Origin of the sequence: Pseudomonas sp. W4I3 (assembly GCF_030816195.1) — a bacterium.
GTDB lineage: Bacteria > Pseudomonadota > Gammaproteobacteria > Pseudomonadales > Pseudomonadaceae > Aquipseudomonas.
Map to the genome: position 1 here is coordinate 4,292,426 of NZ_JAUSXS010000001.1, position 13,855 is coordinate 4,306,280.

The following is a 13,855-nucleotide window of genomic DNA, read 5'->3' on the forward strand; positions in this document are numbered from 1 at the left end:
CTGCCAGGCCAAGTTAATTAAGATCAGCGATGACAATTAATACGTGTGTTGATTTGTAGTACAGCTGCTGCTGATGCCGCCGCCCACAGCCATTGGCGCTCCGGGCCCAGGCACAACAGTAGAGGCAACGCGCCACTGATCAGGATCAGCGAGGCGGCATTGTTGCGGTAGACGCCGAAGTTTTCATGAAAAAATTCAAACTATCGCCCCCCCTGTCGTTCACACCTTCACGTGCAACGCAAAGTAGGAGGCAACATGCAATACCGACAACTGGGTCACTCCGGCCTGCTGGTTTCGGAAATCATTCTGGGCACGGTGCCCTTTGGCGGTCGCGCCGAGTTTGAAAAATGCGGTGCGGTGGACGTACCTCTGGCCAGGCGCATGTTCGATATCGCGTTCGAGGCCGGGGTGAACATGATCGACACCGCCGACCTTTACTCCCATGGCCTGGCCGAGGAAGTGGTCGGTAAAGCCCTGGGCGACAAGCGCAACGACGTCCTGCTGGCGACCAAAGGCCGCAGCCCGGTGGATAAGAACCCGAATAACTCCGGCTCATCGCGTTATCACTTGATTCGCGCTTGTGAAGCCAGCTTGAAACGCCTGGGGACCGACCATATCGACTTGTATCAACTGCACAACTGGGACGGCCTGACGCCCATCGAAGAGACGCTCGAAGCGCTGCGCCTGCTGGTCGGTTCGGGCAAGATCCGCTACTTCGGCACCAGCAACTTCACCGCCTGGCAAATGATGAAAACCCTGGGCAAGGCCGAGTTGCACGGCATGCTCAAACCGATCACCCAGCAGATCTACTACACGCCCGAATCCCGCGAGGCCGAGTACGAACTGCTGCCGTTGGCATTGGACCAACAGGTTGGCACGCTGGTATGGGGGCCGATGGGTGAAGGCCTGTTGACCGGCTCGACCCGCCGCGGGCATAAACCGCCTGCCAACACCCGCCAAGGCAGCGACTGGCCGGAACCCTATGTGCATGACCCGGAACGGGCGCTGGACATCATCGAAACCCTGGCCGCCGTGGGCGATGAACACGGGGTGTCGGTGGCGCGCACTTGCCTGGCGTGGCTCAAGGACCGCCCGGGGATCACTTCGCTGATCGTCGGCGCCCGCACCGAGGCGCACCTGCGCGACAACCTGGCGGCCACGGAATTGAAGCTGACCGAGGAGCAGTCCTCACGCATTGAGGCCGTGACGCGTCGCCAGCCGCTGTACCCGTACTGGCATCGGTTCACCGCAGGGATCGATCGCTTTGATCCGGCGGAGCAGCCGTTCCTCGCCGAGCACCAGAAAACCATGGACGCGCGCAAGGACAAATAACCCTTCTGCGACACACAGCAGATCAATAGGTGGGAGGGGCTTGTGCCCTCTCACCTCGATCAAGGAGACAGCGTTGATCGCACAAATCATGATCGCCGCCCTCGGGGTGGTCGCCATCTGGTTCAGCCAAAGCAAACGCCTGAAAGTACGCCGCTACGCCTGCCTGTTCGGCATGGCCGGCCAGCCGTTCTGGTTTTGGTCGTCAATCAATGCCGAGCAATGGGGCATTGTGCTGCTCAGTTGTTTTTATACAGTGGCCTGGGCCAAAGGCATCAAGACCCATTGGATTGATCGCAAGCCTGACCAGCTCGTCTGAGCTTGCAATTGAGCGCCGCACTGCCTATATTTTGCGCCTGGCGCTCTCTACGCCACCTTCCGCGGAAAGGGCTGCGCCCAAGACACACAGCTCTACCTCATTTCTACGACTCCCAACCTTAAAGCGGAAAAGGTTTGTACAAGGAGCTCGTATGTCGCATCCCCCTTTTGCCTCCACTACCAACGGCCGCCTCAACCTTGAGCAGCAGCGCAAGCGCGCCAAGGAACTGTTGTCGCACCTTAAGCGCCAAGACCCCAATGCAACGTTGTCCCAAGCCCAATGGCAGATTGCTAAACAGTTGAGCTTCAGCAGCTGGCCCAAGCTCAAAGCCCATGTCGACGCCCTTGATTTCGCCGCGCGCCACCCGGACTTCATTGCCAGCGACGAAGCCCGCACCACTCACTGGCGGTGCGGCAATGACATCGCCCACAGCCTGCAACTGGCGGGGTTCAACGGGCAGTTCCGGATGCTGACCGACCCGCTGTGCATGGGCCCGGTACGCGACCTGCCTGGCGATGAATACCAAACCCTGCGTGGAGCCTTCATCAGCCATGCATTCGGCTTGAACGCAACTGACGTGGCGCGGCGATTGGCCGACGAATATGCTCAGCTCCAAACCCTGGCCACAGCGCAGCACAGCGTGCTGTGGTGCGAAGCGGATGCCTACGACCAGCTGTTTCTGGTTCGCGCCTTGGCGGATCTTGAACGGCTACCGCCTAAACTTGAACTGATTGAAGTGAACCATATTCCCGGCGTCGAGCGCTTTATCGGGATCGGCCAATTGGCGCCCGATGTGCTCGCCTGGCTCTGGCCGCAGCGACGCTTGATCGATGAGGCCGCGATACAACTGGCCAAACAGGCGTGGACGGCGTACTGCAGCCACTCACCTTTGCAATGGGCGCAATTGGCTCACGGCAACCATCGCGCCCTACCCCTTCTGGCTCCTGCGCTGCTGCGCCAGCTGCGTGAGTTACCTGGAACGCAGGATGGTTTGTCCCTGACCGAACGCCTGGCCCTGAGCTACATCGCCGATGCCGGGCCAGTGCCATTTGGCCGGGTATTCGCAGAACTGATGGCCAAGCGCGAACCGCTGCCGTTTCTGGGTGACATGATGTTTCATGCGCTGTTGCGGCCGTTGATCGATGGCGACCAGCCGTTGCTGGTGGAAACCGAGACACATCTTGAGTGGCCTCGGCGAGGCTTGGCAGTGACCGCATTAGGTCTAGAAGTACTCGACGCAAACGCCTATTGGCCCGATCACAGCTCACACGTTCGCTGGGTTGGGGGCATCTGCATTGAACCAGGGCGGCCTCACTGGACGGTAGACAAGGATGCTCAGCCCGTTTGGCGAAGCGCCATCGAATAGGCTTGCTCGTCAGAGAAGCCTTCCATAATGAGCTCAATGATGGCTTCTCTGTATTCGCTCACGTTTAACGGCAAGCCGGATTTATGAGCCTGATAGTAAGCCGCCATTCGTTCGCGAGCCTGTGGCTTCTTGACCTTTTTCCGAGGTCTTACCGCTTTCTCGGTCACGTCGACGAAACCTTCGAAATCGGTGGTTGCGGTATTCCAATCGTATGAGAAGACCTGCTCACGCGCTGCGACAGGATCGAAATGCCGAGTGAAAAAGCTCCCACACTCCCCCGACCCTTTACTGATGACCAGAGACGTCAAGTCTGGTAACCCACGTTCATTTGTGAATAACCTGACCACGTCCAATCGCCGCCCGGTGGACACGGGAATCGCGTTGCTGACGATCTTATTATCAGGGTTTTCATGTTTGGCCCGATCGACCAGCTCCGTGTAAGTCAGGCAATGCTTGTGCTGCGCCAGGTCAACCAGAATCGGGTAATAGACAGATGCTAGTTGCACGTCAATGAGCGTGACATTTTCGTAAAGCCCTTGCTGGACGTTCATATTGATCCTGATAAGCGCATGATTTTCGTAAGTCGGGTAACATCTCACGCTTTACGAATATGGCCAATAGCCACCCACCTTGATCCAGGATGACCCCGTGCCCTTAAAAACCGCGGCCGAGCTTTGGGATAGCTTGAACTCAAATGGCCGCCTGGCTCCCAGAAGCCATGACAGGCAATTCGTTGCGGACTTACGTGCACAACTGCACATACCTGCGTCCCAGGATGTCGGCGCTTACCTGAACCAGCAAGACGTCGAGATAACAACGTTCCTGGTTGCCGTGCTGAATGCCTTGCAGCCGTTCAGCATGATGCTTACTGACATCTATGACATGTTCGTTGACGGGGGCGTTTCCCGCAGCAACGAGCGGCTGTTGATTGAGTTCGACTTCAATCAAGGTCATAAACTCTCGTTTGATGCAGATGCCTTTCGCCATGCGCGTAACGTAATGGAAAACCTGCACGGCACTGTTGCGCATCGCGCTTATAAACCCGAGGACTTGATAGCGATCAATTGGGGACTCAGGACCGCTTTGGCAGACGCGCTCGGCATGGAAAAAGTCCGGGCGGCCCTCAGCAAGCCCATCGCAAGCGATGAAGCCAATACCTGGATAAACAATTTCGATTGGGCTTACGACACGCCCGTTCCGCTGCCCATGGGGGCAAGCACAGACCCGCTCACCCAAGCACTCCTGCCCGTCGCGACAATGGTCGAGGAGTTGTGCCGCCGTACAGGCCGTTACACCAGCCAGAGCGATTTACGCAGCGCCCGCATAGACAGCGAGCCAGATAGGTCGGAGCGCGCACCGATCAGGCAATGGAGCGAGTCATGCCTGGCGCACGCGCAAGATGATCACATTGCGCGCCTGCATCTCTTGCCAATGCTTTGGTATTACCATCAGCTTGTGCCCTCTTCGCACCGTGGCGTGCTGGCAGAAAAAGTCAACGCGCTGGTCAATGCCCACTCCGACGTGGTGGCGGCAAACGCGTCCTACCATCAACTTGAAGATTTGCTTGATCTGCCGATCTGGAAGCAGCGTTCACAGCTTTACTCTGTTTGGCTCGTTACCTTGATCAAACGAGAGCTGCAACAAGCCGGTGAACACTTCCAACTGATGGGGCAGAACAACTGCCTGACATTCGCTTTCAGTCCCACCCTTATCGCCAAATTGCATGTCGGTAATGACGTTCTAGAGTTGATCGCAGAGTTCCGGGTGGCGGCCCACGGTATTGCACTGATGGGCACAGGTCGAAACCAGAATATCCAACCGGACTATTCACTCCTGCAACGCCAAGCGAATGGAGGTCATCGCATCATCTATGTGCTTGAAGCCAAACAGTACGCCAGAGCCAATACGCGAAACTTCAATCACGCCCTGCGTGACTACGCAAAACTTAATACAGAGGCGTTGGTAGCGCTCGCAAACTATGGGCCTGTACCTGGCTGCCAGCCTAAAAAACTCCTTGAACTGTGTCAGCGGGCAGGCGACGTAAACGTCAGCGAACGATGCGAGGCATTCGCCTGTGTCACCCCCTCCAATGCAGAATCGGCACGCCAGTTGCGTGAGCATTTGCGACGCGCACTTACCGAATATGCGCTGCCGTTACCCAAGCTTATCGTCGACGTTTCAAGCTCGATGGCGCATGTCCTGAATCCTCAGGCCTACATTGATTGGCCAAATACGGCGGGGTATATCACGCAGTCGGGCATGTCATTGATACTTGCCGACTATTATCAGACGGCGGTACGTCCCGGTGAGCCAGCCCGCCAAGCAATGCTTGGCTTGTTCGAAACCGCCGTAAACGGCCCAATGAGCGGCGTCTACGAAATCACCAGAACCGAGCAGGCAGCCCTGTTGCTGTTCACAGACAAGAGTGGTTTCCATGAGGTGGTTAACTATCGGGACAAGCTCGCCGGCATTATCATCCTGCAACCGAACGGCTCCCTGGTGATACACATGAATAAGCACGAAGAAAGCGTGTTACGCAGATCGATACAAGGTCTGATTGCGCACTGCTCCATCGGTGAGTCTTATTGATTCATCCCTGTTCCCCGAACGACGAGACCGCACCATGCGTAAGCTGATCTTTGCCGGTACCTGCCTTTTGGCGACCACCTTGGCAGGCTGCCAGCAAACTCCACCGGCCAACGACCAGCTCGACGCCGTGCTCTGGACTCAGACCTCCATCGAGCACGAGTTGATCTACCGCCAGCTCTTTGCCAACGCTACGCGCCAGCTCGATGCCGCCCTGGCCGATCCGACCTGGGACGCCCTGCCCTTTGCTGCGCGAGAGTTGAAAGGGCTGCCTCCGGCCGTGGTGGTGGATATCGACGAAACCTTGCTGGACAACGTGCCGCTCAATGCCCGCGACATTCTCAACAACCAGGTGTATTCCTACGACCGCTGGAACACCTGGGTCGACCAGGCCAAGGCTGAAGCCCTGCCGGGTTCGGTGGCGTTTCTGCAAGCGGCTCGGCAAAAAGGCGTCACGGTCTATTACCTCACCAACCGCGAACACAGCCAGGTAGCCGCCACGGCGAGGAACTTGCGCTTGCGCGGTTTCCCGATTGAGGCCGATGAACAGATCCTGGCGGCCAGCACGCCCACCGGCCACTGCGAAAGCGCCGGCTACGGCAAGAACTGCCGACGCCAATGGGTCGCCAGCCATGCTCGGGTGCTGTTGATGGCCGGCGATTCCCTGGGGGATTTCGTACAGGCCGAACACAACAACCTGGCGGCCCAGCGCAAGGCAGTGGAGCCCTATGTGAACTGGCTGGGGCAGCGCTGGTTCCTGCTGCCCAATCCAAGTTACGGCAACTGGTACAGCGCGCCGTACGGGGACAACGAGAAGTTACCGTTCGAGCAAAAACGCAGGCTCAAACAGCAGGCGTTGCAGTTGCAGGAGTAGCGGCGCGCGCAGGTCATCTTTACGGTTTGACGCCTGCGCGCCCCTCACCCCGCCCTGGCCGCCACCGCCTCCACTTCCACCAACGCCCCCGGCAGGGGCAACGCCACCACCTGCAACGCGGTGCGCGCCGGCTTGTTCGGTTGCTCGGGAGTGGCGAAAAACTGCGTATAACCACGCTGCAGCCCGGCGAAATCCAGCTTGCCGTCGGTTTCCGGGGCGCCGACCAGAAACACCCGCAGCTGCACGATATCGCCCAGGTCAAGGTCCTGCTGCCGAAGGATCTTGCGCAGTTTGTTGAACACCGACACCGTCTGCACTTCGGTGTCGCCGTAAACCCCGGGAACGTTCGGGTCGGCCAGGTCCGGCAAGGTGCCGCTGACGAAGACCAGGCTGGCCGAGGCCGGCACGGTCACGGTTTGCGAGATGGGAAAATCGCCGACGCTGGTGCGTTGGATGCTATCGCTCATGGTGTTGCTCCTTGATTGAATGTCTACACAACGCTCGAAGGCTGCCCCTCGCCACGACAGCGCAGTCTCATGACGCCGCCAGTGCGGTGATCTGGGCGTTGTTGCGTCACGCGCTCCGCCAATTGCGCGACCACGTGCCGTGCCGAATTGGCTGCCGACTCTTGCCAGATGCCCACGCCGCTTTGCACCAGACCGTCGCCGGCGAAGTAGACGCGGCCGTGGGCCTGTTCCAGCAGCGCGCTGGCATCGGCCGGGAAATGCTCGCGTTGCAGCCACGGGCCTTCGCTGTAGGGGATCTGTTCCCAGGACACCGCCAACGGGTGGCGCAGGTGCCTGGAATAGCCTGGGTGCAGCAGTTCCACGGCTTGCCTGGAGGTGGCGTATTGCGCGCCGAAGGACTGCGCGCCGAACACGTCGGCGCCCTCCCCGGTGACGTAACCGGCCACCAGCACCCCTTCGCGGGTGTTGAGGTCGTTGCTTGGGTACCAGAGCAGGCGCGCCGGATGTTCAACCCAGGACAAGCCGCCATAGGTGCGGTAATCGCTTTCCCAGAAGCGCGGCGATTGCCACGCCACTTTGGTCGCCTGGTCGCTGCGGGTGCTGAGCAAGGCCGCCTTGATCGGGTCGCTGAAATCGGTGTCTAGTCTGGCCAGCAACGGCAGCGGCAAGGTGGAGACCAGGTAATCGGCGCGCACCACCTGTTCACGGCCGCTGTGTTGGTCGTGATAGGTCACCGCCACGCCGTCTTCCAACTGGCGGATCTGCCGCACCTGGGCGCCCAACTGCACCTGCTCGCGCACGCGCTGGTAGAACGCGTCGGTGATACGGTCCATGCCGCCCACTGGCTGAAACATGGTCGCTGAAAACTCAGGGAACTCAGTGTGCAGCAGCGCGCCCCACAGCTCTGGATGCAGCAGGCGCTCAAGGCCAATCGGCGTGGCGCTAGCGGGCAGTGCGCCGGGGTGCGCGGGCGATTCCAGGTGGCCGGCGCGCAAGCTGCCTTCGTAGGCCAATGCCTGGGAGAGGTCGCCATACACCTGCAGAAACGCGAGCAGCCGCGTGCGCTCATCCAAGGTCAATACGTCATCGAGCGCATCGCGCTGCACCGCCTTGGCGAGCAGGCCGGACAGATGCCCGCGTGCATCGTTCACCGCCTGGCCGACGGTGAACGCCGGTTGTTGCAGGTCTGGCCGCACCTGGGCGCCATGGCTGCTGTTGACCAGCACCTCTAGCGGCACGCCCAGTTCGCTGCAATAGTCGAGGAGGGTGCGATGCTGGCTGGGGATGCGCGCCGGGCCGGCGTTGAAATACTGGCCCGGATCGAACGCCACCGTTTGCGAGCGGCCGTCCCTGTAGTCCACGCGGTCGCCATTGCGCAGGGTCCAGGTGCGCCCGCCCACACGGTCGCGGGCCTCCAGCACCTGCACGGTGAACCCGGCGCGGGTCAGTTCCAGCGCGCTGACCAGCCCGGCAATCCCGGCGCCCAGTACCAGTACGCGTGTGCCCTGCCCCAGCCCGTCCTTGAGTTTCAGCGGTTGCGGCCGCCGGTGTGAAGACGGCCCCAGGCCCAATGCGGCCAGCGCATCCTGGGCCGCCTTTTCGCCGCCGACCGCGGCGATGCTCGACAGCGCTTCACGTCGTGTCAGTCCCATGTTCGATACTCCTAATCCGGCAGCCCAGGCGGGTTGATCAGCGATTGGTCGACGCGCTCCACATCCAGGCCCCAGCGCTGCAACACTTGCGCGTATTGCCCCCCGGCAATCGCACCTTCCAGGGCGGTGTGGATCGGCTTGACCAGGCCGTTGTCCTTGCGCGTGGTCACGGCGATATCGGCCTGCAACGGCCAGCCGCCGTTGACGGTGCCGACGCGCTTGATGCCGCCGGTGATCGCCGCCGAATAGGCGTACACCGAGTTGGGCCCGAACAGCGCATCGCTGCGTCCCGACTGCACCGCCAGTTGCGCAGCGGCCTGGTCGTCGAAGTACTGCAGCAGCGCAGGCTTGAGGCCAGCCTTCTCATTGGCCTCGTTCCACGCCAGCAAGACCTTTTCCTGATTGGTCCCGGAGCCGACGATGATCTTCAGCCCGGCGATGTCGGCGGCCTGCTTGATCTCGCTGATCGGGCTGGTGCTCTTGACGTAAAAGCCGAGCACATCCTGTCGATAGGTGGCGAAGTCAAACCGCTTCTTGCGCGCCTCGGTCACGGTGACGTTGCTGATCACCGCGTCGTACTTGCCCGAACTGACGCCCAGGGGCCAGTCCTCCCAACTGGTCTGCACCACGTTGAGCTGCAAGCCGAGGCTGTCGGCGACCAACTGCGCGGTGTCGGCTTCGCTGCCGATGGTGGTCTTGTCATCACTGGCCAGCAGCGCCAGCGGCGGCCCGGCCACACCGGACACGGCGACGGTGAACTTGCCGGGCTGGGCGAACTTGAAACCGGGCGGGATTTGCGCGATGGCCGCTTCGTTACGTGGCGCATGAATGCGCGGGCGGTCGGGGCTGAGGTCGACCTGCTGCACCGCGAACACCTGGGGTGCGGTGCCGATGGCAAGCGCCAGCACGGCCAGGCGGATAGGTTGGGTAAACATGGGCAGTCACTCCTTGAACTAAAGCACCTTGCCGAGAAAGGCCTGGGTGCGGGGGTGTCGGGGTTGGCGGAAGATCTGTTCGGGCGGGCCTTCTTCGATCAACTGGCCGTCGCAGAGAAACACCACGTGGTCAGCGACCTCGCGGGCGAAGCCGATCTCATGGGTAACAATCACCAGGGTGACGCCCAATCGGGTAAGCCCCTTGATCACGTCGAGCACTTCGCCCACCAGCTCCGGGTCGAGGGCCGAGGTGGGTTCGTCGAACAGCAACACCTTGGGGTCCAGCGCCAGCGCGCGGGCAATGGCGACGCGCTGTTGCTGGCCGCCCGAGAGTTGGCGCGGGTAGGCATCAAGCTTGTCCGCCAGGCCGACCTTGGCCAGCAACTCGGCCGCTTTGTCTCGCGCCTGGGCCTTGCTCCAGCGCTTGTGGGCCAACGGCGCTTCGGCAATGTTTTCCCAGGCGCTGAGGTGCGGGAACAGGTTGAAGTTCTGGAACACGAAGCCCACGTCGATGCGCCGCTTGAGAATTTCGCGCTCTTTGAGCTCGAACAGCAGGTCTCCCTTGCGCCGATAGCCGACGTACTCACCGTCGATGGTGATGTGCCCGCTGTCGATCTTCTCCAGGTGGTTGATGGTGCGCAGCAAGGTGGACTTGCCCGAGCCGGACGGCCCGAGGATCACGGTGACCTTGCCCGGATCGATGGTCAGGTCGATGTTATCGAGCACCTGCTGGTTGCCGAAGCGCTTGCCTACGCCCTGGATCTGGATACGCCCTGCGCGTGCTTCAGCCATGGGATTGCTCCTTGAGCCAATGGCGCAGACGTTGCAGCGGCGTCGGCGGCAGCACCCGCGCGGTGCCACGGGCAAAGTGGCGCTCGACGTAATACTGGGCGCTGGTCAGCACCGTGGTGATGATCAGGTACCACACGGTGGCCACGATCAGCAGCGGGATCACCGCCTGAGTGCGGTTGTAGATGACCTGCACGGTGTAGAACAGCTCCGGCAGGGCCAGCACGTAGACAATCGAGGTGCCCTTGACCAGGCCGATGATCTCGTTGAAACCCGACGGCAGGATCGAACGCAATGCCTGGGGCAGGATGATCCGGAAGATCCGCCGCGAGGCCGGCAGCCCCAACGCCGCTGCGGCTTCATGCTGGCCCGCATCCACACCGATCAGGCCACCGCGAATGATCTCCGCCGCGTACGCCGCCTGCATCAGGCTCAAGCCCAGCACCGCCACGGTGAACTGGCTGAGCACATCCACGGTGGACCATTGCGCGAACACCTGATCGGTGAACGGCACACCGATCACGATGTGGTCGTACAGGTAGGCAAAGTTGTAGAGGATGATCAGCACCAGCAGCGCCGGCATCGAGCGGAAAAACCAGATATACCCCCAGGCCAACGCCGCCAGCAGCGGCGAGCCCGACAGCCGCGCCAGGGCCAGCGCGGTACCGAGAATGATGCTGAACAGCGTGCTCAGCAATGTCAGCAAGAGCGTCTGCCCCAGACCGCGCAGTACCGACGGCGAGAAAAACCACTGGCCGAACACGCCCCACTCCCAGCGCGGGTTGGTGGCCAGGGAATGCACGATGGCAAGCAGCACCAACGCGGCAAAGATCGAGCCGGCCCAGCGCCAGGGATGCCGGGCCGGCACTACCTGCAGGGCGCGGATCGGTGTGGAAACACGGCGCTGGCGAAGCGGGTAATCGGTGACCTCATCGATCAGGTCATAGGGTTTGGCGACAATGGGCATGTGCTAGTCCTCGCAGGCCTTAGAAGGCATAAGTCAGCCGGGTGTAGTAGTACCCGCCGGTAAAACCATAGGGCGAATAGGTGCCGTAGCTGGCGAGCATGGTGCTGCTCGGCACACCTTGTTTCTTGGGGTAGATGTCGAAAAGATTTTTGGCGCCGATGGCCACGTTGAGGTCTTTGGTGAGGTTGTAGCCAAGGTCGAGGTCGGTGATCCATTTGGCGCTGTAGACGCGGTCCAGGTCGCGATTGGCTGATGCGTTGACTTCCTTGTAGGCGCCGTAGCGAGTCAGGGCCAGGTTGAGGTTCAAGCGCCCGATGCTCCAGTCACCGCCGAGGATCAGCTTGGTGTTGGGTTGCACATCGGTGATCAGGTTGCGCGCCTGGCGGTCCATCAGTTCGTAGGAGGTGCCGAGGATGTTGGTCGACTCCTTGTAATTGAGGATCTTGGTCTGGTTCCAGTTGAATGCGGCGGTCCACTTCAGCGCGCCGAAGGCGCCCAGGTCCTGGTTGTAGCTGCTGACCAGGTCCAGGCCCTTGGTGCGGGTGTCGGCGCCGTTGATGAAGTACTGGCCGCCAGAGGTGGAATTGACGCCGTTGTTCTGCAGCACCTGGGTGACTTCGGGCCCGAGCAGGGTGCCGGTGAGGGTGATGCGGTCGCGCAGGTTGATCACGTAGGCATCGGCGGTGAAGCTCAGGCGGTCGGTGGGTGTGAGCGTGAAACCGAGGCTGAAGTTGGTGGAACGCTCGGGCTTGAGGTCCTCGGCGCCCAGTGCCCTGGCCGCCGCCGAACCGACCGGCAATACGCCGTAGTTGATCGACTGATACACCCCGTCGACCACGCCGTAGGTGGTCGAGCGTGCACTGAACAGGCTGTTGGCCAGCGAGGGCGCACGAAAGCCATTGCTCACAGTGGCACGTACAGCCAATTGCGGCGTGAAGTCATAACGCGTGGTCAGTTTGCCGCTGCGGGTGGCGCCCACGCCCTGGTTGTAATGTTCATAGCGCACGGCGGTGCCCACGTACCAGTCCGGCAACGGGTTGAAGCCCGCGTCCACGTAACCTGCGACGCTGTTGCGCGAGGCGGTGCTTTCTTCGTCGGGGGAAATGCCGTTGGTGACCTGGGCCCCGGACGACGCGCAATTGCCCGGTGCCACGCAGTAACCGCCGTTGGCGTAGGACGCGTAATCGCCGGCCTGCACCTCATAGGTGTCGCGCCGATGTTCCAAACCATAGGACAGGTCCAGCGGCTTTTGCAGGCCGATATCGAACCCGCGCTTGAAGTCCAGGTTGGTGGTCAGCTCGGTGGAAATCCACGTGCCGGAGGTGAAGCTGTTCGGTGTGGCCTCGCCCAGGGATGGGTTCTGGTTATGGGTGGTGCCCTGCTCCGCTTCGTTGCGCCCGTAAGTGGTGGACAGGTCCCAGTCCCACTCGCCCAGGGTGCCCTTGCCGCCGAATGCCGCCTGGAAATCGTCTTCGTCGATATACCAGGTGGGCGTGTAGCCGGAGGGGTAGCCGTTGGGCCCGGTGGTGATGGTGTTGGTGATGGTCGGCAGGCGAAAGTTCTGGCCCTGCTCGGCCTTGCGCCGTGAATAAGTGGTGAAGGAATACAGGCTGAGGCTGTCGTCGATGGGCAGTTCGGCGTTGTAGCCCAGAGTCAGCAGATTTGTCTTGGGCGTGCCGTAGCCGCCGTAGGTGGACTTGCCGGCCAGGCCGTAGGCTTGTTCATAGGTATAGCCATTGGCGCTGGCCTTGTTGTCGTCGTTCTGGCTGCGCGCATCCAGGGCCAACTGCACGATACCGCCGTCGCCGATTTCAAAACCCTTGTTGAGGCTTTGCTGCACGGTCTGTTTCTTGCCGTCATAACCCAGGCCCGCGTTGGTCACCGAGGTGCCGCTGGTGTCGGCCTTGAGTATCACGTTGATCACCCCGGCGATGGCGTCGGACCCGTACTGGGCGGCGGCGCCATCGCGCAGCACTTCCACATGGTCGATGGCGCTGATGGGGATCAGGTCCAGGTCGGCCGGGGCCGCGCCGGTGTTGATGCCGTTGATGTTCAGGGTGGCGCTGGTATGGCGGCGCTTGCCGTTGACCAGCACCAGCACTTCGGCCGCGCTCAAGCCTCGCAGGTTGGGGGCACGGGCAATGCCGCTGGCGTCCCAGCCGGTTTTTTCCGGTAGCGTCAGCGACGGGATCACCGCACTGAGCGCTTCCATCAAACCGGGTTTGCCGGTGCTTTGCAGTTGCCGGGCGCTGACCACGTCGATGGGCACCGGGCTGCTGGTGACGGTGCGCTGCTCGGCGCCACGGTTCCCGGTGACGACCACGGTGGACAGGGTGCTGTCATCCTGGGCCTGGGCCGCGGCGGCCAGCAGGGACAGGGTCAAGGCTGCGGTGGGGGGTAGAACATGCTTCATCGCTATTCCCAGGTTTTCAAATCGCAGGGTCGGGCAGCCACGCGCTGGGCGCGGCATGGCCGGTATTCACGGTTGGGTGCGGTTTGAACTAGGTGTGGGGCGAGCGAGGGGCTTGAAGGGGCAACATACGTTGAACTCCGTTCCAACGATTCTGCTGC

At 61.4% G+C, this 13,855-nt stretch carries 11 protein-coding genes and 1 pseudogene; 5 read left to right on the top strand and 7 right to left on the bottom strand.

Annotated features, from left to right (window positions below):
• The first annotated feature begins 255 nt into the window (after positions 1-255).
• The 3 genes from QF045_RS19380 (at position 256) to QF045_RS19390 (ending at position 3,014) form a co-directional block, all read left to right on the top strand.
• Complete coding sequence (locus QF045_RS19380) at positions 256-1,332, top strand: aldo/keto reductase (RefSeq protein WP_306493643.1); 1,077 nt, start codon at positions 256-258, stop codon at positions 1,330-1,332.
• A gap of 73 nt (positions 1,333-1,405) precedes the next feature.
• Entirely contained in the window at positions 1,406-1,648 is a 243-nt protein-coding gene (locus QF045_RS19385) for a hypothetical protein (RefSeq protein ID WP_306493644.1), read from the top strand.
• 151 nt (positions 1,649-1,799) lie between these two features.
• Positions 1,800-3,014: a DUF1835 domain-containing protein gene (locus tag QF045_RS19390; protein WP_306493645.1), complete on the top strand. Its 1,215-nt coding sequence runs from the start codon at positions 1,800-1,802 to the stop codon at positions 3,012-3,014.
• Here QF045_RS19390 and QF045_RS19395 read toward each other — a convergent pair.
• Positions 2,984-3,565, bottom strand: a complete 582-nt coding sequence (locus QF045_RS19395) for a hypothetical protein (RefSeq protein ID WP_306493646.1) — start codon at positions 3,563-3,565, stop codon at positions 2,984-2,986. The two genes, QF045_RS19390 and QF045_RS19395, sit on opposite strands and share 31 nt — an antisense overlap.
• A 97-nt stretch (positions 3,566-3,662) precedes the next feature.
• On the opposite strand from QF045_RS19395, the gene QF045_RS19400 reads away from it, so the two are divergent.
• Positions 3,663-5,603 (top strand): hypothetical protein, encoded by a 1,941-nt coding sequence (locus QF045_RS19400; RefSeq protein ID WP_306493647.1) that lies wholly within the window; start codon positions 3,663-3,665, stop codon positions 5,601-5,603.
• Between the two features lie 34 nt (positions 5,604-5,637).
• Entirely contained in the window at positions 5,638-6,474 is an 837-nt protein-coding gene (locus tag QF045_RS19405; RefSeq protein ID WP_306493648.1) for a 5'-nucleotidase, lipoprotein e(P4) family, read from the top strand.
• A 44-nt stretch (positions 6,475-6,518) separates the two neighbouring features.
• Here the strand turns inward: QF045_RS19405 and QF045_RS19410 are convergent, their stop codons facing one another.
• From QF045_RS19410 to QF045_RS19435, 6 genes and pseudogenes are all read right to left on the bottom strand, one after another.
• The gene (locus QF045_RS19410; protein WP_306493649.1) at positions 6,519-6,941 is read right to left on the bottom strand and encodes a RidA family protein; all 423 of its coding nucleotides are present in this window, start codon (positions 6,939-6,941) and stop codon (positions 6,519-6,521) included.
• A gap of 67 nt (positions 6,942-7,008) precedes the next feature.
• Positions 7,009-8,593: pseudogene (locus QF045_RS19415) on the bottom strand (flavin monoamine oxidase family protein).
• A gap of 11 nt (positions 8,594-8,604) precedes the next feature.
• On the bottom strand, positions 8,605-9,528 hold the full coding sequence (locus QF045_RS19420) for an ABC transporter substrate-binding protein (RefSeq protein ID WP_306493651.1): 924 nt from the start codon (positions 9,526-9,528) through the stop codon (positions 8,605-8,607).
• 18 nt (positions 9,529-9,546) lie between these two features.
• Positions 9,547-10,320 (bottom strand): amino acid ABC transporter ATP-binding protein, encoded by a 774-nt coding sequence (locus QF045_RS19425; protein ID WP_306493652.1) that lies wholly within the window; start codon positions 10,318-10,320, stop codon positions 9,547-9,549.
• Entirely contained in the window at positions 10,313-11,284 is a 972-nt protein-coding gene (locus tag QF045_RS19430; RefSeq protein WP_306493653.1) for an amino acid ABC transporter permease, read from the bottom strand. Before QF045_RS19430 ends, QF045_RS19425 begins: the two co-directional genes overlap by 8 nt.
• 19 nt (positions 11,285-11,303) lie before the next feature.
• Complete coding sequence (locus QF045_RS19435; RefSeq protein ID WP_306493654.1) at positions 11,304-13,697, bottom strand: TonB-dependent siderophore receptor; 2,394 nt, start codon at positions 13,695-13,697, stop codon at positions 11,304-11,306.
• Between the last annotated feature and the right edge of the window lie 158 nt (positions 13,698-13,855).